The sequence below is a fragment of the Arthrobacter sp. U41 genome, assembly GCF_001750145.1.
Lineage (GTDB): Bacteria > Actinomycetota > Actinomycetes > Actinomycetales > Micrococcaceae > Arthrobacter.
Map to the genome: position 1 here is coordinate 2116677 of NZ_CP015732.1, position 22809 is coordinate 2139485.

The 22809-nt window shown below is 66.0% G+C and carries 17 protein-coding genes; 11 read left to right on the top strand and 6 right to left on the bottom strand.

The window, feature by feature from the left end:
• Positions 1 to 52: 52 nt before the first annotated feature.
• Positions 53 to 796, bottom strand: coding sequence for a hypothetical protein (locus ASPU41_RS09795; RefSeq protein ID WP_069950762.1), 744 nt, complete (start codon positions 794 to 796; stop codon positions 53 to 55).
• Positions 797 to 1259: 463 nt separating this feature from the next.
• On the opposite strand from ASPU41_RS09795, the gene ASPU41_RS09800 reads away from it, so the two are divergent.
• The 6 genes from ASPU41_RS09800 to ASPU41_RS09825 all read left to right on the top strand — a co-directional run bounded on the left by ASPU41_RS09800 (position 1260) and on the right by ASPU41_RS09825 (position 9516).
• Positions 1260 to 2993 carry an ABC transporter ATP-binding protein gene (locus tag ASPU41_RS09800; RefSeq protein WP_069950763.1) on the top strand — a complete coding sequence of 578 codons (1734 nt, stop codon included), beginning with the start codon at positions 1260 to 1262 and terminating at the stop codon, positions 2991 to 2993.
• On the top strand, positions 2990 to 5059 hold the full coding sequence (locus ASPU41_RS09805; protein ID WP_069950764.1) for an ABC transporter ATP-binding protein: 2070 nt from the start codon (positions 2990 to 2992) through the stop codon (positions 5057 to 5059). The genes ASPU41_RS09800 and ASPU41_RS09805 overlap by 4 nt, the downstream gene beginning before the upstream one ends.
• A gap of 50 nt (positions 5060 to 5109) precedes the next feature.
• The gene (locus ASPU41_RS09810; RefSeq protein ID WP_069952605.1) at positions 5110 to 5568 is read left to right on the top strand and encodes an acyl-CoA thioesterase; all 459 of its coding nucleotides are present in this window, start codon (positions 5110 to 5112) and stop codon (positions 5566 to 5568) included.
• A 91-nt stretch (positions 5569 to 5659) separates the two neighbouring features.
• Positions 5660 to 5938 carry a hypothetical protein gene (locus tag ASPU41_RS09815; RefSeq protein WP_442856243.1) on the top strand — a complete coding sequence of 93 codons (279 nt, stop codon included), beginning with the start codon at positions 5660 to 5662 and terminating at the stop codon, positions 5936 to 5938.
• Positions 5939 to 6029: 91 nt separating this feature from the next.
• Positions 6030 to 8261, top strand: coding sequence for an McrB family protein (locus ASPU41_RS09820; RefSeq protein WP_069950765.1), 2232 nt, complete (start codon positions 6030 to 6032; stop codon positions 8259 to 8261).
• Positions 8248 to 9516: a 5-methylcytosine restriction system specificity protein McrC gene (locus ASPU41_RS09825; RefSeq protein WP_197515840.1), complete on the top strand. Its 1269-nt coding sequence runs from the start codon at positions 8248 to 8250 to the stop codon at positions 9514 to 9516. The genes ASPU41_RS09820 and ASPU41_RS09825 overlap by 14 nt, the downstream gene beginning before the upstream one ends.
• A 21-nt stretch (positions 9517 to 9537) precedes the next feature.
• Here ASPU41_RS09825 and ASPU41_RS09830 read toward each other — a convergent pair whose 3' ends face one another.
• From ASPU41_RS09830 to ASPU41_RS09840, 3 genes are all read right to left on the bottom strand, one after another.
• Positions 9538 to 9837 carry a hypothetical protein gene (locus ASPU41_RS09830; RefSeq protein WP_231941230.1) on the bottom strand — a complete coding sequence of 100 codons (300 nt, stop codon included), beginning with the start codon at positions 9835 to 9837 and terminating at the stop codon, positions 9538 to 9540.
• Positions 9838 to 9955: 118 nt separating this feature from the next.
• Positions 9956 to 10486, bottom strand: a complete 531-nt coding sequence (locus tag ASPU41_RS09835; RefSeq protein WP_083266449.1) for a very short patch repair endonuclease — start codon at positions 10484 to 10486, stop codon at positions 9956 to 9958.
• Between the two features lie 143 nt (positions 10487 to 10629).
• A complete protein-coding gene (locus ASPU41_RS09840) occupies positions 10630 to 11064 on the bottom strand; it encodes a pyridoxamine 5'-phosphate oxidase family protein (RefSeq protein ID WP_069952609.1) in 435 nt (144 codons plus the stop codon).
• 599 nt (positions 11065 to 11663) lie between these two features.
• Here ASPU41_RS09840 and ASPU41_RS09845 point away from each other — a divergent pair.
• Both ASPU41_RS09845 and ASPU41_RS09850 read left to right on the top strand, forming a co-directional pair.
• Positions 11664 to 12086 carry a DUF6318 family protein gene (locus tag ASPU41_RS09845; protein WP_069950766.1) on the top strand — a complete coding sequence of 141 codons (423 nt, stop codon included), beginning with the start codon at positions 11664 to 11666 and terminating at the stop codon, positions 12084 to 12086.
• A gap of 329 nt (positions 12087 to 12415) precedes the next feature.
• A complete protein-coding gene (locus ASPU41_RS09850; RefSeq protein ID WP_231941231.1) occupies positions 12416 to 13009 on the top strand; it encodes a PKD domain-containing protein in 594 nt (197 codons plus the stop codon).
• An 83-nt stretch (positions 13010 to 13092) separates the two neighbouring features.
• Here ASPU41_RS09850 and ASPU41_RS09855 read toward each other — a convergent pair whose 3' ends face one another.
• Entirely contained in the window at positions 13093 to 14430 is a 1338-nt protein-coding gene (locus ASPU41_RS09855; RefSeq protein ID WP_069950767.1) for a GAF domain-containing protein, read from the bottom strand.
• A 203-nt stretch (positions 14431 to 14633) separates the two neighbouring features.
• Here ASPU41_RS09855 and ASPU41_RS09860 point away from each other — a divergent pair, with 203 nt between their 5' ends.
• From ASPU41_RS09860 to ASPU41_RS09870, 3 genes are all read left to right on the top strand, one after another.
• Positions 14634 to 16424 (top strand): NAD(P)/FAD-dependent oxidoreductase, encoded by a 1791-nt coding sequence (locus ASPU41_RS09860; RefSeq protein WP_069950768.1) that lies wholly within the window; start codon positions 14634 to 14636, stop codon positions 16422 to 16424.
• A 134-nt stretch (positions 16425 to 16558) separates the two neighbouring features.
• Positions 16559 to 17614 carry a 2,3-butanediol dehydrogenase gene (locus tag ASPU41_RS09865; RefSeq protein WP_069950769.1) on the top strand — a complete coding sequence of 352 codons (1056 nt, stop codon included), beginning with the start codon at positions 16559 to 16561 and terminating at the stop codon, positions 17612 to 17614.
• Positions 17615 to 17696: 82 nt separating this feature from the next.
• The gene (locus ASPU41_RS09870) at positions 17697 to 18767 is read left to right on the top strand and encodes an alkene reductase (RefSeq protein ID WP_069950770.1); all 1071 of its coding nucleotides are present in this window, start codon (positions 17697 to 17699) and stop codon (positions 18765 to 18767) included.
• Positions 18768 to 18986: 219 nt separating this feature from the next.
• On the opposite strand, the gene ASPU41_RS09875 is transcribed toward ASPU41_RS09870, so the two are convergent.
• Positions 18987 to 22652: a TM0106 family RecB-like putative nuclease gene (locus ASPU41_RS09875; protein WP_069952611.1), complete on the bottom strand. Its 3666-nt coding sequence runs from the start codon at positions 22650 to 22652 to the stop codon at positions 18987 to 18989.
• Positions 22653 to 22809: the final 157 nt, after the last annotated feature.

Consider the following 22809-nt stretch of genomic DNA (forward strand, 5'->3'; position numbering starts at 1 on the left):
AGGTCGGGGCACCGGCCCAAGCTGGTCCGGTGCCCCTTCGCCACAGCAACCCCTATGAGGTTGCGTCCGCGTCCTGCGCGCGTCCCTGACGCCTCACTGCGACTACCGAAGCGGCCGTGAGCAGTGCCGCGAGGCCTGCCGCCCATCCCGGAAGTCCGGCATCAGTCTCGCTGCCAACAGCGGTTTGAGCGTTGAATCCCCGGTTGACCGCGACTGCAGCAACGGCTGCGCCGGCACCTGACGGTACGACGGCAGCTGCGCCGGCTCCGGAGGGAACCTCTGCGTCTTCCCCGGGGGTTTCCACAGCGGGCGGAACCGTGGTGTCTCCGCCGCCGCCCGGATTCTCCTCTTCTTCCTCCCCTTCGTGGTCGTCATCGTCGTGGTCAGCTACGAGGCAGCCCTTGGCGGGGACCGGGTAGATGTCGGCGTGGCCGTTGTGCCCGTCCTTGTGCCCGTTGAGCCAGGCCTGCTCGGCCACAGTGATGACGACGTACGGGTTCTTCTCGGATCCCGTGGCGTGGCAAATGGTGACCTTCTTCGATTCAGGTCCGTGGTCTCCGTTGTCGCCCGCCGGGCATCCGCCGGCCGGGGCCGGAACGATGTCGCCGTCGTGCACGCCCTGGGCGTTGTGTCCGTTGAGTCCGTTTTCGCTGATCGTGATTTCAGCGTAAGGATTCGACTCGGAGCCGGTCGCATGGCAGATGCTGATTTTGTCGTCTGGGCCGGCAATTGCGGGGGCGCTGGTAGCTAGTAGGGCAAGGCTGGCAATGCCGGCCGCTGCAAGGACTTTCTTCATGGCAGTGCTCCATCTGGATCATTTTGGACTGACCAGACTGCGGGAGATGGCGGCTCGAGGCCGAGCCGGCAGATTCACTCGGGTCCCAGATGTCCCTTATTACCCCTGCAGCGTTGTCCAGTAACTGACAACTTCACGCTAGGCCGCACGACGCCGGCGGACACGAGTAATCACTACCCGGTGGACTACCGGTTCTTTAGACGGCACTACTGGGGCCGAAGTGATTACTGGGGTCGAAAGCGGGTACTGGTGCCGGAGGTGACTACGTTGTCCCCAGTTTCGAAAGGTACGCCGTTGGGATGATTTTCGGGGCCCGATGTCCCGCACGGGCCGGTCGTTTCGTAGAGTTGGATGGCTATGGCTGTCGGCCCGCTCTGCTACTACTGGGAGCGAGCAGGAGGCGGTTTCCCGCCGGGCTCTTCTCCCGCCTCATTTACTCGGTATCTCCTAAGGACTCGTGGGCATGCTTGTCACCCTCATGCGGCGCTATTCGAAGCCGTATCTGCCATACATTGCGGCAGTCATTTTCTTCCAGCTCGCATCCACCATTGCGGCGCTGTATCTGCCCAGCCTGAACGCCCGGATCATTGACGAGGGCGTCTCCCGCGGCGATACGGGCTACATCTGGCGCACCGGCGGGGTGATGCTCGGCGTCGCCCTGATCCAGGTGGCCACCGCAATCGCCGGGGTCTACTTCGGGTCCAAGGCCGCCATGGCGTTCGGCCGCGACCTGCGCCGCGGGGTGTTCCGGAAGGTCACGAGCTTCTCCGCGAAAGACGTCAACGTCTTCGGCGCCCCCACCCTAATCACCCGCGGCACCAACGATGTGCAGCAGGTGCAGATGCTGATGCTGATGGGCCTGAACTTCATGGTGGCCACGCCCATCATGTGCGTCGGCGGCATCTTTATGGCACTCCGCGAGGACCTCAACCTGTCCTGGCTGGTCTGGGTTTCCGTCCCGGTGCTCGTGGTGGTGGTGGGCTACCTCGTGGTCCGCCTGATGCCGCTCTTCCGTTCCATGCAGCTGAAGATCGACCGGCTCAACGGCATCCTCCGCGAGCAGATCATCGGCATCCGCGTCGTCCGCGCCTTCGTCCGCGAACCCCACGAGGCCGAGCGCTTCGGCGCGGCGAACAAGGACCTCACCGATGTCTCCCTGAAGATCGGCGCCCTGTTTGTCCTGATGTTCCCCGCGATCGGCATGATCCTGCACGTCTCCACCGCCGCCGTGCTGTGGTTCGGCGGCCAGCGCGTCGAGGCCGGCGAGATGCAGGTCGGCGCGCTGACGGCCTTCCTGCAGTACCTGCTGCAGATCCTGATGGCGGTCATGATGGGCACGTTCATGGCCATGATGATTCCGCGCGCCGCGGTCTGCGCGGACCGCATCGGGGAGGTGCTCGACGTCGAACCCTCCATCCACGAGACGCTCACCCCGGTGGCGCCGCTGGAGAAGGCGGGCCGGGTCGAGTTCCGGAACGTGTCCTTCGCCTACCCGGGAGCCGAAGCGCCGGTGCTCAGCAACATCAGCTTCACCGCAGAGCCCGGCCAGACCGTGGCCATCATCGGCTCCACCGGCGCCGGCAAGACCAGTCTGCTGTCCCTGCTGCCGCGCCTCTACGACGCCGCCTCGGGCGAGGTGCTGCTCGACGGCGTCCCGGTCACCCAGCTGGACCGCTCGGAGATCACCCAGCGCGTGGCCATGGTGCCGCAGCGGCCGTACCTGTTCTCCGGAACCATCGAGCACAACCTGCGCTTCGGCCGGCCCGGAGCCACCGACGAACAGCTCTGGGACGCCCTCGCCGTGGCCCAGGCGGCTGACTTTGTCGGCGAGAAGAAGAACGGACTCGGCGCCCGGATCGCCCAGGGCGGCACCAACGTTTCGGGCGGCCAGCGCCAGCGCCTCTGCATTGCCCGGGCACTGGTCACCGAGCCCAAGGTCTTCTTGTTCGACGACTCCTTCTCCGCCCTCGACGTCGCCACTGACGCCAGGCTCCGCCGGGCCCTCAAGGCGAAAACCGCGGAGGCCACCGTCATCATCGTCGGCCAGCGAGTCTCCACCATCGCCGACGCCGACCAGATCCTGGTGCTCGAGAAGGGCCGGATCGTGGACCGCGGAACGCATGAGGAACTGCTGGAGAGTTCCAGCACCTACCAGGAAATTGTCGAATCCCAGCTGACTGCAGAGGCCATGGCATGAGCACCAACGAGAAGGTCGACCTTCCGCCCCCGGGCGCCGGGCCGGCGACTGAATCCTCCGCCGCCGGGCCGGACGACGATTTCTACGAAGAGGAATTCAAACCCGGCGAGGCCGACGGCGGCATGTTCGGTGCCCTGCCCGCGAAGAAGGCCCAGCACTTCTGGCCCTCCGCGAAGCGGCTGATGGGGCTGCTCAGGCCCGAGCGGACCGGCATCATCGCCGTGCTCGCGATGGTGACGGTCGCCGTCGTCCTCAATGTCGTGGCCCCCCGGATCCTGGGCCAGGCGATGGACGTGATCTTCGGCGGAGTCGTTGGCAAGCAGCTGCCGGCCGGCGGCACAAAGGAGCAGTTCGTCGAAGGGCTGCGGACCCAGGGCCAGGATAACTTCGCGGACATGCTCTCCAGGATGGATGTCATCCCCGGCGTCGGCATCGATTTCCAGCAGCTCGCGTTCCTGATCAGCGTGGTGCTGGTGATGTACTTCGTCGCCAACATCTTCCTCTGGCTGCAGGGCTACGTCCTGAACATCCTGGTCATGCGGGTGGTCCGCCAGTTGCGCGACGACACCGAGAAGAAGCTCAATAAGCTCCCGCTGAACTATTTTGACACCCGCCAGCGCGGCGACATCCTCTCCCGGGTGACCAACGACGTGGACAACATCCAGCAGGCGCTGCAGCAGGCCTTCGCGCAACTGCTGAACTCGGCGCTGACGGTGATCGGCATCGTCATCATGATGTTCATCGTGTCCTGGCAGCTGGCCCTGATTGCCCTGGTCGCGCTGCCGCTCTCGGCCGTCGCCGCCGGCATCATCGGCTCCCGCAGCCAGAAGCTCTTCGCAGCCCAGTGGAAGAACACCGGCGAACTCAACGGCCAGATCGAGGAATCCTTCTCCGGCCACGACCTCGTCCGGGTCTTCGGACGCGACGCCGACATGCTGGAGCGATTCGACGAGCGGAACGAGGCCCTCTACCAGGCCAGCTTCGGGGCGCAGTTCGTCTCCGGCATGATCATGCCTGTCATGCAGTTCGTGTCCTACCTCAGCTACGTAGGAATCGCGGTCGTGGGCGGGCTGCGTGTTGCCTCCGGCGGGATGAGCCTGGGCGACGCCACCGCGTTCATCCAGTACTCGCGCGAGTTCACCCAGCCGCTCGGCCAGATGGCGGGCATGGCCAACATGCTCCAGTCCGGCGTCGCTTCCGCGGAACGGGTCTTTGAATTCCTCGACGCCGACGAACAGGACGCAGAGACCGCCACGGAGAAGCTGCCGGCCAAGACCGACGGGCACGTCGACTTCCGGCACGTCACCTTCAGCTACACCCCGGAAAAACCGCTGATCGAGGACCTGTCCTTCACTGCGGAGCCCGGGCACACCGTGGCGATCGTCGGACCCACCGGTGCCGGCAAGACCACCCTGGTGAACCTCGTGATGCGCTTCTACGAGCTCCAGGGCGGCAGCATCACCCTGGACGGCGTCGACATCACCCATCTGAGCCGGGCGGAACTCCGGGCCAAGGTGGGCATGGTGCTGCAGGACGCCTGGCTCTTCGGCGGCACCATCTACGACAACATCCGCTACGGCAAGCTGGACGCCACCGAGGACCAGGTGATGGAGGCGGCGAAGGCCACCTTCGTGGACCGCTTCGTCCGCGCCCTCCCCGAGGGCTACAACACCATCATCGACGAGGAAGGCAACAACGTCAGCGCCGGCGAGAAACAGTTGATCACCATTGCCCGGGCCTTCGTGGCGAATCCCTCGCTGCTGATCCTGGACGAGGCCACCAGCTCGGTGGACACCCGCACCGAACTGCTTGTCCAGAAGGCCATGGCTGCCCTCCGCACCGATCGTACGAGCTTCGTGATCGCCCACCGCCTCTCCACCATCCGCGACGCCGACACCATCCTGGTGATGGAAGCCGGCCGGATCGTGGAACAGGGTGCCCACGGGAAGCTGCTGGAACTCAAGGGCGCCTACCACCGTCTGTACATGTCCCAGTTCGCCGGCGAGGACGCGGAGACGGCCTTTTCGGAAAACACGGCCGACGACGCCGCGGCGGTGCACAGTTGAGCGCCGCCGGCCGGGCCGCGGAGCCCCGGCGCATCGAGGTGCAGATCCCGATGCGCTGGGGTGACATGGACGCCTACGGACACATCAACAACGTCCAGCTCGTCCGGATCCTGGAGGAAGCCCGGATCGCGGCCTTCGGCCCGCCCCGGGGTCCTGGGTTGCCGGGGGTCGAACCCCCGGTGCCGCTCTTCAACACGGTCCCGGAGGGGACCCTGGCGCTGATCGTGGAGCACAAGATCCGCTACGTCCGGACCCTCGAGTACCGCAATGTACCGGCCCTGGTCCAGCTGTGGATCGGTGCCGTGAAGGGCGCCAGCTTCGACATCCATTATCTGGTCCTGGATCCCGTCACCCGCGAGGAGTGCGTCCGGGCCACGAGCCATCTGGCGTTCGTGGAGGAGGCCACCGGGCGGGTGCTCAGGCTTACGCCGGAGCAAAGGGACACCCTGGCCCCCTACATGGCCGTCCACGCCGCCCCGGCCGCGGACCCCGCCCACCCGGTCCGATAGCCTCTACCTCGGTCCACCGATCGTCCCTAGAATGAACAACCGCGGGCAACCAGCCCGGAAGCCGTAGTCCGGAAGCCAAGGAGCACACATCATGGTGAACAAACGAGCACAGATCATGGCGAAAAAGCGCAGGAAGAACGCCCGGAAGAAGACCTGGAAGGAACTCTCTCCGATGGCGAAGTTCGGCACGATCACCGCCGCCGTCGTCCAGCTCTCGCTCCTGATCGCAGCCCAGCGCGACATCTCACACCGCCCGGCCGAACAGATCCGGGGCAGCAAAACGTTGTGGCGCCTGGCGACCCTGGTCAACTTCGTCGGCCCGGGCAGTTATTTCACCTTCGGCGTCAAGCGGAGCCCGGCGGCCAAGTAGCAGGCGGTCCCGCCCCGCCGCGGGGCTACTGTTCAGTAACTTTGGCGGCCGGCGGGACGGGGCGTCCGGCTTAAGCCTGTAAATTGAAAGCATGACCCCAGCCAAAAAGCCTGCCATGCACCGTGCCCTCGGCATCTCCAAGGAGATCGAAGACGCAGCGTGGTTTGTCCTGGGGCCAGGGCTGCACGGGAAACCGTCGGCCCTGGACCGACGCACCAAAACATGGTCGGTGCCGGCCGCCGCGGAGCTGCTGGACCGTCTCGAACGGGGGGTCCCGGATCCCAAAGCCCCCATGATGACCAACCTGCGGCAAAACCTTCAGGGCGCCTCCCGGGGCGCCAAGCAGTTGGCCGTCGAACTGCTCTTCCTGCAGTCCCTGCCGCTGGCACACGAGGTGAAATCCCTCAAGGTCAAACGCGCGCGGGTGGCCGAAGCCGCGTCCTGGCTGGAGCCGCCGCTGGAACTGCCGGACGAACTGTTCGCCGGCATGACGGACCACGGTGTCATCCGGGACCGCACCGCCGAGTTCAACTGGACCATCTGGGACCACCTGAAATGGCTCTGCCGGTTCGTGCAGCACGTCGCGCAGCGTCCGGCAGGCGACGTCGCTGCGGCGGTCAAGGATCCGCTGGCGTTCCACCGGCTGGTTGCCGGCACGGCCGACGACCAGCCGGCCATCCGCCGCAGCATCGAATTCCTGGTCTGGCCCGGCTACTTCGAGCCCGTGGTGGCCGACGTTGAGCGCCAGGAGATCCGCGACGCCTTTGCCTCCCTCGTGGGCGGCGCGAAGGGCGACAGCGACGAGGACGTCACCGCCGATATCCACCGCATCCGGCTGCACCTCGACGAACAGGCCGGCCAACGGATCGACTGGTACTCCCGGCAACTGGTCAGCCAGTGGCGCAAGGTCGGCGACCCCGGTCGGCGGGCCTGGCTGCTGCGCACCCACCACGACAATGCCGAGCTCCTCGGCACCTGGCAGTCCGAGGAGACAGTGACGCTCGACGTCGAGCACCTCCGCCTGCTGGACCCCGGCGTCACCGCCGGGCTGGTCCAGCATGCCGTTGACGAGGACTATCAGCACCTCGGCTACGTGGAACGCGAGGACACCAAAACCGCCGTCTTCGCTTTCCTGACCGTGATGAAACCCGGCGACCTGACTTTGTCCCAGAGCTCCGGCACGGTCCGCGTGGGTGTGGTCCTCGGTGAGCCTGAGCACCACGAGGACAACCGCCGGCTGCGCCGGAAGGTGCGCTGGTTCGACGAAACCCACAACATGACCGAGCTGCCCCGCCACGTGCAGCGGCAGCTGGCAACCTCCGGCATCGTGGTGGACATCACCCGCGTCATCCAGGCGCTGGAAGCGCTGCTTCCGGCCGAAGCGGAAGCCGAGCCGGACGACGGCGCCGAGCCGGCCGCCGTCGTCGAACCCGCCTGCGAAGGGTTCCGCCCGCTGACGCCGGAGTTCGCCGCATCCCTGCACATGGACCTCGAGCCGCTGCAGGAGATCGCCGAAATGCTGGAGGAGAACCGGCAGCTGGTGCTGTACGGTCCGCCCGGTACCGGCAAGACGTACCTGGCCAAGCACCTGGCCGCCCAGCTCGCCGGCGACACCACGGACGAACGGGTGAAGCTGGTGCAGTTCCACCCTTCGTACGCCTATGAGGACTTCTTCGAGGGCTTCCGTCCGGACAAAACGGAGGAAGGGCAGGTGTCCTTCAAACTCGTGGCCGGGCCGCTGCGCCGGATCGCCGAAGAGGCCGCCAAACCCGGGAACGAAAGCAAACCGTACTTCCTGATCATCGATGAGATGAACCGGGCGAACCTCGCGAAGGTCTTCGGCGAGCTGTACTTCCTGCTCGAATACCGCGATGACCGGATCTACCTGCAGTACAGCCCGAACGAGCCCTTCACGCTGCCGGACAACCTCTACATCATCGGCACCATGAACACCGCGGACCGGTCCGTTGCGATGATGGATGCGGCCATCCGCCGCCGCTTCTCCTTCATCGAGCTGCACCCCAAAACGGAACCGGTGAAGGGAACGCTGTTGCGGTTCCTGCAGGCCCGGGACCTGGACACGACGCCGGCCCTGCTGATGGACGCGCTCAACGACGCCATCGATGAATGGGACCGGGACCTGATGATCGGCCCGTCCTACTTCATGAAGAAAACCGCCCAGAGTTCCAAGGGCCTGCGCCGGATCTGGAAGTACGAGTTGATGCCGCTGCTCGAGGAGCACTACCACGGCCAGCTGAACCGCGCGCAGTTGGAGGAGCGCTTCGGACTGGACCAGCTGCTTGACCGCCTTGCGCGCGTCTAGCCAGCCTGGGCCCGCCAGCCACGGGGCGCCGGGCTCCCGGCCGGTCCGCCGGATCCTGCTCGACGAGCTCTCCGGCGGCGTCGTCGAACGGCTTGACCCTGGAAGCGCGGCCTACGTCAACGGCAGCGGCCTGGCCAATGCCTCGCCCATGGGCATGGGTTTGTACCGGATCGAGCCCGTCGGGAAGGTCGGCTCGGTGCGCACCCCGACCGTGCAGCTCGAGGTCCGGCCCAAGGAACGGCTCGGCCTGGACCGGCTCCTGTTCCTGCTCGGGTACGCCGGGGACCAGGGCTTCCAGGAGGAATGCGTCACCGCAGCCGAGGAAGCGGACCTGTGGAGTGCACTGGCCGAATCGCTGGCCCAGCTCGCGGACCGGGCACTCAGCCGCGGCGTGCTGCGGGGCTACCTGAATGTGGAGGAATCGCTCCGGACGGTCAAAGGCCGGATCCGTATTTCGGACCAGATCTCGCGCCGGCCGGGCATGCTCGTTCCCCTCGAAGTGTCCTACGACGAGTTCACCGAGGACATTGCGGAGAACCGCATCCTGCGGGCGGCGCTGGAACGGATGTCCCAGGTTCCGGGCGTGCGGCCGGAGGTGCTCAGCCGGCTCCGCCAGCTCAAGGGCAAGCTCGCGGCCGTGACCCGGCTGCAGTCCGGCGCGCCGCTGCCGGTCTGGCGGGCCAGCCGGATGAACACCCGGTACCAGGCCGCGCTGCGGCTCGCCGAGGTGATCCTGCGCCACGGTTCGGCGGAGGCCGGCGACGGCACGCAGCAGTCGGCGTCGTTTGTGGTGGACATGTCCGTGCTGTTCGAGGACTTCGTCGGGAGAGCGCTGCGCGAGGCCATGGCGGTGTACCCGGGGGAGATGCGGCTGCGGTACAACGCCCTGCTCAATGAGGCCGTGCGCGACTCTGACCGGATCGTGGTGCAGCCCGGAGCCGTCCACCTGCTGGGCGGGCGGCCGGTGATGGTCTACGACGCCAGGTACCAGGCCGCGGCCGACGCCGGGGCGTCACTGTCGGGTGACCACTACCGGATGCTCGCGTACTGCACCTCGCTCAGGGTTCCGACGGCGTGGCTGGTGTATCCCGGCACGGGAGAGATCAAACTGCGCCGGATCCTGAACACGGACATTGACGTGGTGGAGTTTCCGCTGGACCTGTCGAGGCCGCCGTCGGAAATCCTGGCCTCCGTGGCGGACCTCGCGCAGCAGTCGTGGGGCGAAGTGGTGCGCCAGGCAACCATCAGCCGCTGACGCCCTTCTCGGGTGGCGGCGCTACCCGGCAGGCTGTTCCACGGAGACAGAGAGCAGGTGGCTCAGGAGGGCTTTCTCCGGCTGGCCCGGGTTGTTGGCGACATGCCAGCGGAGTTTCTCGCGCACCGCCGCGTCTTCGGGTTTGGTGTCGGAGAGGATCGCGTCGATGATGGTGGTCACCTGCCGGCGCAGGGGGCCGAGATCGGTATCCGGTTCGATCCCGGGGGACCTTCGCCGCGCAGGCGGACGGGAATCGGGGGATGACTTCGCTGGCCGCGTTGCGGGCCTCAGCGACGTCGTGGACCTCAGCAAGTGCGGCATGGTGGCGCTCTCCCGTGGAGTAGAAGTACGAGTAAGTGCGGACCCGATAGAGTCCTTGTCCCCAGATTCGGATATTACCCGAGACAGACCAGTCTGTCTCTGTAGCGGTGAGACATTCCTAGTTTTGGGGGCGGGGGAGTGCCGGAGTTTGGCCGGTCGCCTGCTCGGCCACGGCCGTGGCCGGCCCGGCGGTCTCGCCGGCGGGGGTGACAGCGGGGAGTGTTTTGCTGGCCAGCAGGAAGTCATCCAGTTGCTTTTCCAGCGCGGAAAGATCCTTGAGTTCGCATTCCCAGACGGTGAGGACTTCCCAGCCCGCGTGCTCCAGCAGATGGCGCTGTTCGGCGTCGCGGGTCCGTGTCCGGGTGCGTTTGGTTTCCCAGAACTCCGCGTTGTTCTTGGGGGCATGCTGCCCGGCCCGGCAATCGTGGAAGTGCCAGAAGCAGCCGTTGACGAAGATGACTTTGCGTCTGCCGGCGAATACCAGATCCGGGTTGCCAGGCAGCAGCCCTCCCCGGGCGGTGCCGTGCAGCCGGTAGCGGTAGCCCTTGGCGTGGAGCAGCTTTCGGACCAGCAGTTCAGGCTTGGTGTTCTTCCCGCGGATGCGGGACATGTTCCAGCTGCGCCGCTCGGGGGTCAGCTTGTCCGCCATGGTTTAAGTCTAGGCGGCCGGGAGGGGCGCGACGGCGGCCGTCCGCATCGGGCTGGCCGCCGTCCTTATCGGGACATCGGGCTGCCGATCAGTGGCGATTGCCGCCGTCGCGACGTCCGGCGATTGCCGCCGTCGAACAGTTGCTAGATCTCCCGCTCCGGGTGTTCGCCAAACTTGAAATGGCGCCCGCTGACCGAGGTGGGCTCGATCTCGACGTAGAAGTCCTTCAAGGTGGGCACCCATGGCTTGAGCCCCAGGGCCTCCGCCGCTGCGATGTCGGCGGACTGGTCCAACACCCTGGCCGTGCCGCGCATGACAACCGACCAAGCCTCATCGGAGAGGATCCCGTCTGTTTCGAACAGCACCTTGGAATTGATGGTCAGTTCAGCAAGTTTGTTGCCGGGAGCGGTCCGCAGGTAGAGCTTCCGGTCGCTCACGGCATAGTTCACCGGAAAGATATCGGGTTCGCCGCCCACGATGACCACGAGCCTGCCGTGCTTGGTGCCCTCAATCAGCTTCCAGCTCTGGTCGTCATCAAGGTGGAGGATGGGATTTTCGTCTGCATGTTCGAACATCATGGGTTCATTGTTCTGGGCGATGTAGAAAAAGACCAGTGGCTCAGCGGGAAAGTCGTTGTGAGTCGGTGTGAGGCGGAGCATTTGCGGTGAACGATTAGGCGGCGGCAAATTGTCGGACCTCGTTCATGGTCTGATTTCGTTCGACGTGCTGCGGTTGCCCCGTGATCCTCGGTTTATCGCGCCGCGGCGCCCCGGGTCCAGGCCCTCAGCAGCGCGTGAGCGCGCCTGAGTGGTATGGGAAGTCGGCCGCCTGCGCGGTCCATGGGGCGTCTGTGGATAACTTTGAAGTTCAAAATGTGATGTCAGTTACCCTTAAGTCATTGTTTGGCTTCAGGCGTCTTGATTTCTATCGGGGGGAATAGCTGACCATGACATCTCGCACTTCACACTTCGTTCGGCGCAGACGCATCTGCGCCGTCCTGCTTGCGCTCTCTTTGATGTCGGTGACCGCCTGCACCGGCGGGGGAACACCGGGTGCAACGGCCGCACCAGGGTCGTCGAGTCCGACGGCGTCGCCGACACCAACAGCCACCCCCACGCCAATGCCCAGTTACAAGCCGGCAGATGCCTCGGGGAGGGCGCAGAACGTGCCAGTTCCCGTGCTGCCGGAAGCCGCGACGGCCGAGACGAAGGAAAGTGCAATCGCCTTCGCGACTTACTGGTACGAGGTACTGAATTATGCCTATCAAACCGGCGACTTCGGGCCGATGGATGCGGTTACTGGCCCAACATGTCGTATGTGCTCGAAGGTTCGCCCGGGCATAGTTGAATGGAATTCAGACGGACGTTGGATTGCGGGAGGCCTTGTTGCGGTTAAGGGGGCCTTCACGGAATTTGTGAAGACAGCCGAAGGCAACTATCAAGTGACCACGCAGTTGGAACAGCCTGTCGGGTTCCTTTATCGGGCGGACTCAAGTATCGAAAAGTCCGTACCTGCAGCACAGGTTCTCGCCGACATTATGACCGTTCGCTTCACCGATGGCAGGTGGAACGCGCTGGACGTTGACCGGCTCGGTGTATGAAAAGAGGCGGGGGTCTTCGCGGCTGGCTCGGGCACGCCCTGAGGGTCCTAGCCACTGTAATTCTGATTTCGGTTTCAACTGTATCTCCGGCTGTCGCAGATACATCGGACGTGTTCTGGAACTCAACTGGCGTTGGCGTCTGGCGCTACGATGCGGCTCTCAAAGTCTGGGTAGACGCACCGAACACTGTTCCTGAGAGCCCTTATCAGTACCGGTTCGATTACCTGTGCCTGGTGGACAACAATGCTTTCGATGTCGATTGTCTCGCAGCGGCGACAGAGTGCAGTGCTGGTGAAAATGGGCGCCCGGTCAGGTGGTGGTGGAAGTTGGTGGTCGCTGGCCCGAACGATTGGAGCCGGATCGCCCCGGACCGCTGCGTTTACTCCGAGAAGCCGGATGACGTCCTGGGCAAGATTGCTGCCCAGATCCAGACGAAGTTCCAGCAGCTTCCCGTCAGCCCCGGCAACCTGGTCATGCAACCGAGTCCGCACACCCTGAGGGGCGCTGAGACCAACTTCTATGTTGAAGCCACGGAGCAGGCGTTCACAGTGGACATGCTCGGTCAAAGCGTCTCGATCGTTGCCAGACCCGTCCAGTACACCTGGAATTACGGCGATGGAACCTCGCTGGGGCCGCAGACCGCGGCCGGTGCACCCCTCCCGCAGGAGCGCTGGGGCGAAAAGACAGCCACCAGCCACGTCTACACCGAGACCGGAGATTTTTCGGTGGTGCTGACGACCCACTTCCAGGGGACGTACTCCGTCAACGGCGGCCCGCCCTTGCCCATCCCGGGCCAAGGGCAATTCGGCTCACCGCCGCAGACCGTGAGCGTCTGGCGCTCCATCACCCGGAACTACGCCGACGACTGCCTCCGCAACCCGCAAGGTCAAGGTTGCCCCGGCGTCGTGGCGCCTGCTCCTTAGCCTCGGCGCCACCCTCGGCTCGACGTTCTGATCCACATCCGGACCCACTTTCGGCACGTGCAAGGACGCCGAAGGCGCGGCGCTCAGGCCCGCAGCTCCCGGTCGACCCTTTCCATCCGGGCGCTCACCAGTTGGCACCGGGGATCCTCGGGTCCCATCAGCGCGGCCGCCGTCGCCGCGGCAGCCGTATCCGAGGAACCCATATCGCTCGTGCACCATTGCAGCATCAACCGGGCGTCGCCGCTGGCGCGTATGGAGGCGCCAACGGCCTCGTTAAGCTCGTCTCGCATGAACCCGACGGCGAGGGTGCTCGAACGGTTGAGGAGTTTTGCCCGGTACGCCGCAAACGCCTCGGCAACCCGGCCGTCGCGCAAATGGCCAGCCACAAGCGAAGCATCAGTCACGACCCTGACGGTGGACGAGAAACGGTAAGGATTCGCTTCCACGACACTGCCCAGGATGCTGCGTATCCGGTGCATCTCGGTCCGGATTGCCGCAGCGGTGCCCGAGTCGCCATGGATCTCGTAGGCCAGTTCATCGGCACTCCAGCCCTGGGTGCGCGAGGCCAACAGGGCCAGAATCTCGGCACGGCGCAGCGTCAGCGGGCGACGGTTGCCGCCGTCGAGCGCCGCCGATGGTGCGTCCCCCAGCAGCTGCAGCGTCAGCTGGGACCGGGCCGAGGATTCCGAGCGTCCGCCTGCGGCAAGCCCTTCCGCCTCCCCGGTCCTCCCGCCGGTGCTGACGGGAGGGGCCGCGGATTTCAACAGCTCCTCAGCCAGCCGCACGCCACAGCGCACCAGGCGCAGACTGTCCGGCGTGACGGATTCAAACGGGCCGGACACGTCCAGGACGCCGACGACCTCGCCCGTCAAAGGGTCGCGAATCGGAGAAGCCGTGCAGGCCCAATCGTGATGCGTCCGGACGAGGTGTTCGGCCGAGAAAAGCTGTGCCGGCAAGCCTGTCACCAGTGCCTCGCTGATGGCGTTGGTGCCCACCCCGGACTCGGACCAGTCGGCCCCCTCCACGAATTCCAGAGAGTCGGCGAGTTTCAATGCCTGTTTGCTGCCAACGCGCCACAGCACTTCGCCTTCGTGGTCGGTGACGATCAACAGGTGGCGGCCGGTTGCCGTCTCATCGGCCAGTAATTGGGAGAGCGCGGGCATCACGGCGGCCAGCCGGTGGCCGGCACTGAGCGAGCGGGCCTCGGAAACTTCATGCCGGTGGACCGGGCGGTGCTGGTCCGGATTGATGCCCAGCGCGAGGGAACGCTGCCAGGACTTAAGCAGGGACGGCGACAGATGCGGGTTTGGAGTACCGGAAACCGTGGCCTCGTGCGCCTTCCGGAGGGCCCGTGCATACTCCGCCGGCGCGGAAAACCTCAGGTCCGGGAGCGGCGTAATGGAGCGACTTTCCGGCCGCATGCTCATTTACCCAACCCGCCCTCGAATCGTCGCGCCCCGCAGCCACCGTCGGCCCCTGGCCCGCCTGAGCGCGGACCATGAGCCTGAGAGCTCTGTGTAACCCGATTGTAACCCCCTGCGGACTTTACTTGTGATGCGGGTCACTGCATGGCCGAGACGCCACCCACGGAACCCGCCCACAGTTGGCAACGGAAAGAGGAAACATGCCTGAGACTCCAAACGGCGTGATCGAGGCGTGGCTGGCGCAGTTCGATGAGGCGCTGCGCAGCCACAACACGGACAAAGCGCTTGAACTATTCGACGACGAGTCGTACTGGCGCGACTTCGTCTCCTTCACCTGGAACCTGAAGACCCTCGAGGGCAAAGAGGACATCCGGCGCATGCTGGACGCGACCCTGGCCGACGTGCAGCCCAGCAACTGGATCCTGGCCGAGGACGCCACCGGGGACGCGGCCAACACCGAAGCCTGGGTGAACTTCGAGACCGCCCAGGCCGGGGGTTACGCCCACCTGCGCCTCCGGAACGGTAAATGCTGGACCCTGCTCACCACCATGCAGGAGCTCAAGGGCTTCGAGGAAAAGAAGGGCGTGAACCGGGAAAAGGGCGTCGCCCACGAGATCACCAAGGGCCGCAAGTCGTGGCTGGAACTGAAGGAAGAGCAGGAAGCCCGGCTCGGCTACGAAGACCAGCCCTACACCGTCATCATCGGCGGCGGCCAGGGCGGAATCGGGCTGGGCGCACGGCTGCGCCGGCTCGGCGTGCCCACCATCATCATCGAAAAGAATGACCGCCCCGGTGACTCCTGGCGGAACCGCTACAAGTCCCTCCACCTGCACGATCCGGTCTGGTACGACCACCTGCCCTACATCAAGTTCCCCGACGACTGGCCGGTCTTCGCGGCCAAGGACAAGATCGGCGACTGGCTGGAAAACTACACCCGGATCATGGAACTGAACTACTGGTCCAAGACCGAATGCACCAACGCCCGCTTCGACGAATCCTCCCAGGAGTGGGTGGTTGAGGTGGTGCGCGACGGCGAACCGGTCACCCTGCGCCCCAAACAGCTCGTCTTCGCCCTGGGCGTTTCGGGGTACCCCAGCGTCCCCACGTTCGACGGCGCCGAATCCTTCCTCGACGAGCAGTACCACTCGTCCAAGCACCCGGGCGGCGGGGACTGGACCGGGAAGAAGGCCGTGGTCATCGGCTCCAACAATTCCGCCCACGATATCTGCGCCGACCTGTGGGAACACGGCGCGGACGTCACCATGGTCCAGCGGTCCTCCACGCACATCGCCCGGAGCGAGTCGCTGATGGACCTTGCCCTTGGCGGTCTGTACTCCGAGCAGGCACTGGCCAACGGGGTCACCACCGAGAAGGCCGACCTGCTGTTCGCCTCGCTGCCCTACCGGATCCTGCCCGCAGCCCAGATACCGGTCTACGCGGAGATGGCCGAGCGGGACGCCGAGTTTTACTCCCAGCTGGAAGCCGCCGGCTTTGACCTGGACTTCGGCGTGGACGGGTCCGGCCTGTTCCTCAAGTACCTGCGGCGGGGCTCCGGCTACTACATCGACGTCGGCGCCTCGCAGCTGATCATCGACGGCCGGGTCAAGCTCGCCAACGGTGAGGTCGGCAAGATCACCGGGAACGCCGTGGTGATGGCCAACGGAGCGGAACTGGAAGCGGACGCCATCATTTACGCGACCGGCTACGGGTCCATGAACGGCTGGCTGGCCGATCTTGTCTCACCCGAGGTGGCCGACGCCGTCGGGAAGTGCTGGGGCTTTGGATCCGATACTCCCAAGGATCCAGGTCCGTGGGAAGGCGAACTGCGCAACATGTGGAAACCCACAAACGTGGATAACCTGTGGATCCACGGCGGCAATCTGCACCAAAGCCGCCACTATTCCAACTATCTGGCGCTGCAGCTCAAGGCCAGGATGGAAGGGCTGCCGACGCCGGTCTTCGAGCGTCAGCCCACGCACCACGCGCGCTGACCCGGACGGGCCGTGACAATCCCACTCCCGGGAACCACACTGGGGATGACGGCCACCTTGTGAGAATCCAACGACATGCCGTGGATGCGCCTGACCGGCGCATCCACGGCCCGCAATGCGAAGGAAAATACATTATGAAAGCAGCACGATTCCATGCCCGTGAGGACCTCCGGATCGAAGACATCCCGGAGCCGGAGCTGCGGCCCGGAGCGGTGAAAATCGCCGTCGCCTGGTGCGGGATCTGCGGCACGGACCTCCACGAATTCCTGGAAGGGCCGATCTTCACCCCGCCGCCCGGTCACCCCCACGGGCTGTCCCACGAGGCCGCCCCCGTCACCCTGGGACACGAGTTCTCCGGCACCGTCGAGGAACTGGGGGAGGGAGTCACCGGCCTCGCCATCGGAGACAGCGTGGTGGTGGAGCCCTATATCGTCTGCAATGAATGCGGTCCCTGCCTCAGCGGCCACTACAACCTGTGCACCAAGCTGGGCTTCATCGGCCTGGCGGGCGGCGGCGGGGGCCTGAGCGAGACGATCGTCGTCGACTCCCGGTGGGTGCACCCCGTCGGCGATATCCCGCTGGATGAAGCCGCCCTCATCGAACCGCTGGCTGTGGCCTATCACGCCGTCGGCCGCAGTGGCGTCAAAGCCGGGGACGTCGCCGTCGTCGGCGGTGCCGGCCCCATCGGTTTGCTGACCGCGGCAGTCCTCAAGGGCCTTGGCGTCACCACGATCGTCACTGAGCTGTCGACGGCCCGGAAGGACAAAGCGGTTTCCTCGGGAGTCGCTGACCATGTTCTGGACCCGAGCTCCGACGACGTCACGGCGCGGGTGCTGGAACTGACGGAAGGAGCCGGGGCAAACGCGGCGTTCGAATGCGCCGGCGTGAATGCCGTGCTCGATACGATGTTCGACGTCGTCAAGCCGGCCGGCGTCGTCGTCAACGTCTCGATCTGGGGACATCCGGCCACCGTCGACATGCAAAAGGTCGTCCTGAAGGAAATCGATCTGCGCGGCACCATCGCCTACTGCGGCGATCACGCGGCCGCGATCAAGCTTGTCCAGGAGGGAAAAGTCGACCTGAAGCCCTTCATCACGGGAAGAATCGCCCTGGATGATCTCGTGGACAAGGGCTTCGATACGCTGATCCACCACAACGACACCGCGGTGAAGATCATCGTCCACCCCTAGTGATTCGAGTCTCCTGAGGAATAGTTGCAGGCGCCGCGCAGTTGCCGCCAGAGAACCCAATCCCTGGTGAAAGGAACTGCGCATGCTGTTTTCCCCGATTACTCTCGGCGAGCTGGAACTGCCCAACCGACTCGTGATGGCGCCGCTGACCCGCGTCCGCTCCGGCAAGGAGGGCATTCCCGGCCCGCTGGTTGTGGAGCACTACCGCCAGCGCGCGTCCCTCGGCCTGATCGTCAGTGAGGGCACCTACCCCAGCCACGCAGGCCGGGGGTTCCCGGGCCAGCCGGGCCTGGTGACCGAGGAGCAGCTTAAGGGCTGGGCCGATGTGACCGCCGCCGTGCACGCCGAGGGCGGCCGCATCTTCGCCCAGGTCATGCACGCGGGCCGGGTCACCCATGAGGCCACCAACGGTGGTCACCAGGTGGTGGCGCCCAGCGCCATCGCGATCGACGGCGAGACCCGCACCTACGAGGGGAAGCAGGCTTTCCCGGTTCCGCACGCCCTGACCGCCGAGGAACTGCCCGGCATCGTCCAGGAGTTCGTCACCGCGTCCCGCAACGCGGTCGGTGCCGGGTTCGACGGCGTGGAACTGCACTCCGCCAACGGCTACCTGCTGCACGAATTCCTGGCACCGTCCGCCAACCAGCGCGACGACATCTACGGCGGCTCGCCGGAGAACCGCGCCCGCTTCGTCATCGAAGTGACCCGGGCCGTGGTGGACGCCATTGGTGCCGACCGCGTCGGCATCCGCATCTCGCCCGAGCACAACGTCCAGGGCGCGCTGGAGCTCGACGCCGCCGACGTCCGGGAGACCTACGGGATCCTGGTGGATGCCCTGGCGCCACTGAACCTCGCCTACCTGAGCGTGCTGCACAAGGAGCCGACGAGTGAACTCGTGCAGGAGCTGCGTGCCCGGTTCCACGGCACGTTCCTGCTGAACACCGGCTTCGGTGTCGTCACCACCCGCGAGGAGGCCACCGCGATTGTTGCGGACGGCCACGCAGACGCCGTCGTGGTCGGGCGCCCGGCGATCGCCAACCCGGACCTGGTCCGCCGCTGGCGTGAAGGACTTCCGACCAATGTGGCCGACCCTGCCACTTTCTACACCGACGACGCCAAGGGCTACACCGACTACCCGGTGTACCAGAACTAGGGCAGCCAGCAGCCCGGAGCACCCACGCGGGCCAGCCGCGCGGCTGGACATGTCCCTCCGCGGCCACTCGCACCGCTGGACATGTCCCGCGGCAGCCACGAACAGTGGGCAGAACGCCATTCTGCCCACTGTTTGTGTTTAAGAATGAGCATGTCCCGTGCTGGCGGGCGCCAGGAATGGGCATGTCCCGTGGGTGGCAACGTGAAGGATGGGCATGTCCTACCGGGCGGCAGGCACCGAGCGCTGGCAGAGGCCGATGAATCCGCCCAGCTGCTCCAGGCCCTCGGGATGCGCGGGAAGGTAGTTGGTCAGCTCGGGTGCGCGGACCACGACGGCGCGCCACTGGCCGCGCGAGACCGCCACGTTGATCCGGTTGCGTGAGAGCAGGAATTCCATGCCGCGCGGCGCCTCGGCCACCGCCGAACAGGCCATGGACACGATCACCACGGCGGCTTCCTGGCCCTGGAACTTGTCCACGGTTCCCACCCGGACACCGGGGAGGTTCGCCCCGTCCAGGGCATCACGGATCACGTTGACCTGGGCGTTGTAGGCTGCCACCACGAGAATGTCGGCTGCACCGAGCGGCCGGGTGACCTGCTCCGAATGCCAGGCCAGCCCCAGATGGCGCCGCACCTGTCGGACGACTTCGGCGGCTTCCTCGGTCGAGGACGTGACGTTGCTGCTGTGCTCCACCATGACGGTCTCGATCCCGGCGGGGACTCCCTCGAGCCTCCGGACGTCCGCAGCCGGAGCCGAGCGCAGCTTGCCCTCATAGGACAGCTCGGAGACGGCCCGGCACAGCTCTGTGGTCATCCGCCAGGAATCGGCCAGGAAATAGCCAAGCTCCGGCGGAAGCGTGGCATGACCGGCGGAAACCCAGCCCAAAGCTGACTCATCCACAGGTTCGGGGTGGGTGCCCTGGCTGACCTGCGGCAACTGCTGGGGATCACCGAGCAGCAGCAGCCGGCTGCTGGCCTGCGCCACGGCGAGGGTGTTGGCCAGGGAGAACTGGCCGGCCTCGTCGACCACCAGCAGGTCCAGCGATCCGGCCGGGACGGTGGCCCCCGTCATGGTCCACGCCGTCCCGCCGATGAGCGCCCCGCCGGCCGAGCCGAGCAGGCGCGCCACGTCCTTCGCCGAGCGCTGCCCCCAGGGGAGGGGTTCGGCGTGTTTCACGTCCTTGGCGACCAGGGCCGGATCGACGCCGGCCTTGGTTACGGCCGTCGTCAGCAGGTTCTCCACCACGGCATGGGACTGGCCGACAACGCCGATCTTCCAGCCCCGGGCAACCAGTCGGGCGATGACATGCGATCCCACGTGGGTTTTGCCGGTCCCGGGCGGCCCCTGGACTGCCAGGTAGGAGTGGTCCAGGGCTCCGACGGCCTCGGTGATCGCGTCAATGAACCGGTCGGGGCCCTCCCCGGGCGCGGGCAGTTGCCCCCCGGAGACAAACCGTGGCGGAACCCGGCGGATGATATCGAGCGCCGGATGGCGAGGGAACCGGGACGGGCTGGTCTGCAAACCCGCAGTGACGGCGGAGGCCAGCGCCGCCAGCGCGTCCTCGAGGCTCTTGGTCTGGATGGGTTGGTCTTCGGTCAGCGCAACGGGGACCTGGCGGTAGGGTTCGATGCCCTTGCGGAGTTTGTCGCGGATGATGACGGTGTCCCTGCCGTCCTCGTGGCCCAGCTCCAGAACCTCGGTCCCGAACCACCCGCTGCGTCCGGTCCCGTTGATCCCCGCGCCCTCCAGCCCGGCCGGCAGCGGCGGCTCATACATGCGGAACCACGTGCTGCCCTCGCGGAGATCGGAGCCCGGACTGACCGTGCCGATCAGCTTGACCTTCCGCTCCGGGAGCTTGGCTCCGTCCTTCCACCAGTCCTCAAGTACCTCCGCGTCCTCGACGAGGAAAACGTTGCGGTCCTGCTGGTGATGGGTGTCGGGGCCGTTCTCGCAGCGGTCGAAATGCGCCCACCAGAAGGCCTTGCGCTCCCGGCGGTGGTAGCTGACCGCCGCCGCCAGCATCGAAACTGCCTTCCGGTCATCCTCTGACAGCCCGACGCCGGCACCCGCCAGCCCGGCCAGCGCCACCTCCAGCGGGTCCAGGTCAGCGGAGCTTGGCGCTGTGTCCGCCCTGCCGCCGCCGGCAACCGCCCTGCCGCGGACGTCCCTGGCCGCGGCTGCGGACGTTGCCGTGGACGCGGCTGGGGAAGCGCCGCCCTCGCCCCCCGGTTCGATGCCGCGCTCCCGGGCCAGGCCCAGGAGCCAGTTCCGCAGCTTCAGCGTGGAGAGGCAGTCGTATTCGTTGTAGTCGGAAATCCCGGCGAGGATGCGGGCCGCTTCCTCGTGCCGCTCGTCGTCGCGCGCATCGCAGTAGTGGGCGTAGGCGACCACGGAGGCGCCGGCGTCTTTGACATCCCCGGTGCGAAGATTCGTCCCCATGTAGAGCGGTTCGAGTTTCTTGATGCTGTAGGAGTTCTCAGAGATCCGGATGCTGTTCCGGACGGTCTGGTAGAGGTCCACCAGGAGCCCTTCGCGCAGCCACTGGTCGACGATGTCTTCACCGGCGACGTGCAACACGGAGAGCTTCCGGAGCGCCGTCTTCTCGTAAGCGGCGTAGTGGTAGACGTGCATGTCCGGGTAGTCCTGCCGGCGTTTTTCCACGTAGTCGAGGAAATCGAGGAAGGCCTGTTTCTCGGCGTCCCGGCTGTGCGCCCAGAACGGCCGGAACACCCCCGGGTCGCCGGGGCCCGTCGGTGCCTCGATGACGCCGAACAGGTACTCCAGTCCCCAGACTCCGGTGGTGCTTTCCTGCCACAGCGGATCGCCCTCGAAGTCGAAGAAGATGTCGCCGGCGCTGGGCGGGGGCAGCTCCGCCAGGGAATTGTCCGGGACCACCCGGTAGCTGATGGTGTGTTCGGTTCCGTCATTGAGGTACCGGACGCCGCCGTCGGAAGCGCCGGTCCCGCTCTGCATCCGGGCCTGGTCCCGGAGGCGCAGCAGTGCCGCGTTCGCGCCGGGCAGCCGGGCTTCCGCGAGTTCCTTGACCGTATAAATGTTCCGTCCATGGAGTGCTTTGCGCTGGGCCGAATTCATCCGCGCCACGAGCAGCAGATCATCGGTGGCCACGACCTGCTCCTGGCAGTAGTCGCAGCGGCCACAGGCGCTGAGCCCGGGCGAACCCCACTGCACGGTGCCGGGCTGTGCCAGATGGGAGGAGGTCAGCGCCAGGAACCGGTCCCGCCGCTCACGGAAGACCGGCAGGATCTCCGAGAGTTTGTGGTGGCTGCGGACGTAGTCGAAGCCTCCACCCGGGAGCGGGACCGTGGCGCCGAGGACCAGGGTCACGGCCGGGGCTGGTGTGATCCCGGCTTTCAGCAGCTGATCGCCGTAGGCGGCCAGCTGGAGCAGCGCGCTCACCTTTGCGTGGCGGGCCAGTTTGGTGTCGAACACCGCGTAGCTGCCGTCGGCCTGCCGGACCAGGAAGTCGGAGCGTCCGTGGAACTGGCCGTCGAAGAAGGCGGCCTGGAACACCACGTCGGCGCCGGAGCGCAGCGCGTCGAGGGATTCCCGGTGTTTGGCCAGCAGGGTGGCACGGTCCATGGTTTGGGCCGGTTCGACGTCGTACACGCCGCGTCGGGCGGCCGGATCCCAGGGCCCGAACTCCGCGACGAAACCGTCGAGGACCTTGTGTTCGTGCAGGTCTCCCAGCACGGCCGCATGCTGGAGCATCTCGTCGTTGTCGAAGACAGCCTTGGGGGACCGGCCCAGCTTCTCGTCGAGCTTCCGGAGCAGCTGGTACTCACAACTGGCCGCGATCACGAGGTCGCTCGCGGAGAAAACCAGATCCTGCACGGAACCCGGCATTTCCGGTTCAAGAAAAAACACTGTGCCCCCGATGTTGATGGCCTGCGGTATGTCCGGCTCGGACGTGCCGCCAGCGCAGCCTTGCCGTCTGTTCTTCAAGCTATCAAAGCCCCCTGACAATCCTGCGGGCCTGCCGGTGGAACGGGCTGGTTCCTGTCGGCGGCGCGGCGTATGGTCT

What these genes read in the sequence shown, in the direction of transcription:
- ASPU41_RS09795 (WP_069950762.1), bottom strand. Translation starts at nt 796, where the DNA reads ATGAAGAAAGTCCTTGCAGCGGCCGGCATTGCCAGCCTTGCCCTACTA.
- ASPU41_RS09800 (WP_069950763.1), top strand. Translation starts at nt 1,260, where the DNA reads ATGCTTGTCACCCTCATGCGGCGCTATTCGAAGCCGTATCTGCCATAC.
- ASPU41_RS09805 (WP_069950764.1), top strand. Translation starts at nt 2,990, where the DNA reads ATGAGCACCAACGAGAAGGTCGACCTTCCGCCCCCGGGCGCCGGGCCG.
- ASPU41_RS09810 (WP_069952605.1), top strand. Translation starts at nt 5,110, where the DNA reads ATGCGCTGGGGTGACATGGACGCCTACGGACACATCAACAACGTCCAG.
- ASPU41_RS09815 (WP_442856243.1), top strand. Translation starts at nt 5,660, where the DNA reads ATGGTGAACAAACGAGCACAGATCATGGCGAAAAAGCGCAGGAAGAAC.
- ASPU41_RS09820 (WP_069950765.1), top strand. Translation starts at nt 6,030, where the DNA reads ATGACCCCAGCCAAAAAGCCTGCCATGCACCGTGCCCTCGGCATCTCC.
- ASPU41_RS09830 (WP_231941230.1), bottom strand. Translation starts at nt 9,837, where the DNA reads ATGCCGCACTTGCTGAGGTCCACGACGTCGCTGAGGCCCGCAACGCGG.
- ASPU41_RS09835 (WP_083266449.1), bottom strand. Translation starts at nt 10,486, where the DNA reads ATGGCGGACAAGCTGACCCCCGAGCGGCGCAGCTGGAACATGTCCCGC.
- ASPU41_RS09840 (WP_069952609.1), bottom strand. Translation starts at nt 11,064, where the DNA reads ATGATGTTCGAACATGCAGACGAAAATCCCATCCTCCACCTTGATGAC.
- ASPU41_RS09855 (WP_069950767.1), bottom strand. Translation starts at nt 14,430, where the DNA reads ATGCGGCCGGAAAGTCGCTCCATTACGCCGCTCCCGGACCTGAGGTTT.
- ASPU41_RS09860 (WP_069950768.1), top strand. Translation starts at nt 14,634, where the DNA reads ATGCCTGAGACTCCAAACGGCGTGATCGAGGCGTGGCTGGCGCAGTTC.
- ASPU41_RS09865 (WP_069950769.1), top strand. Translation starts at nt 16,559, where the DNA reads ATGAAAGCAGCACGATTCCATGCCCGTGAGGACCTCCGGATCGAAGAC.
- ASPU41_RS09870 (WP_069950770.1), top strand. Translation starts at nt 17,697, where the DNA reads ATGCTGTTTTCCCCGATTACTCTCGGCGAGCTGGAACTGCCCAACCGA.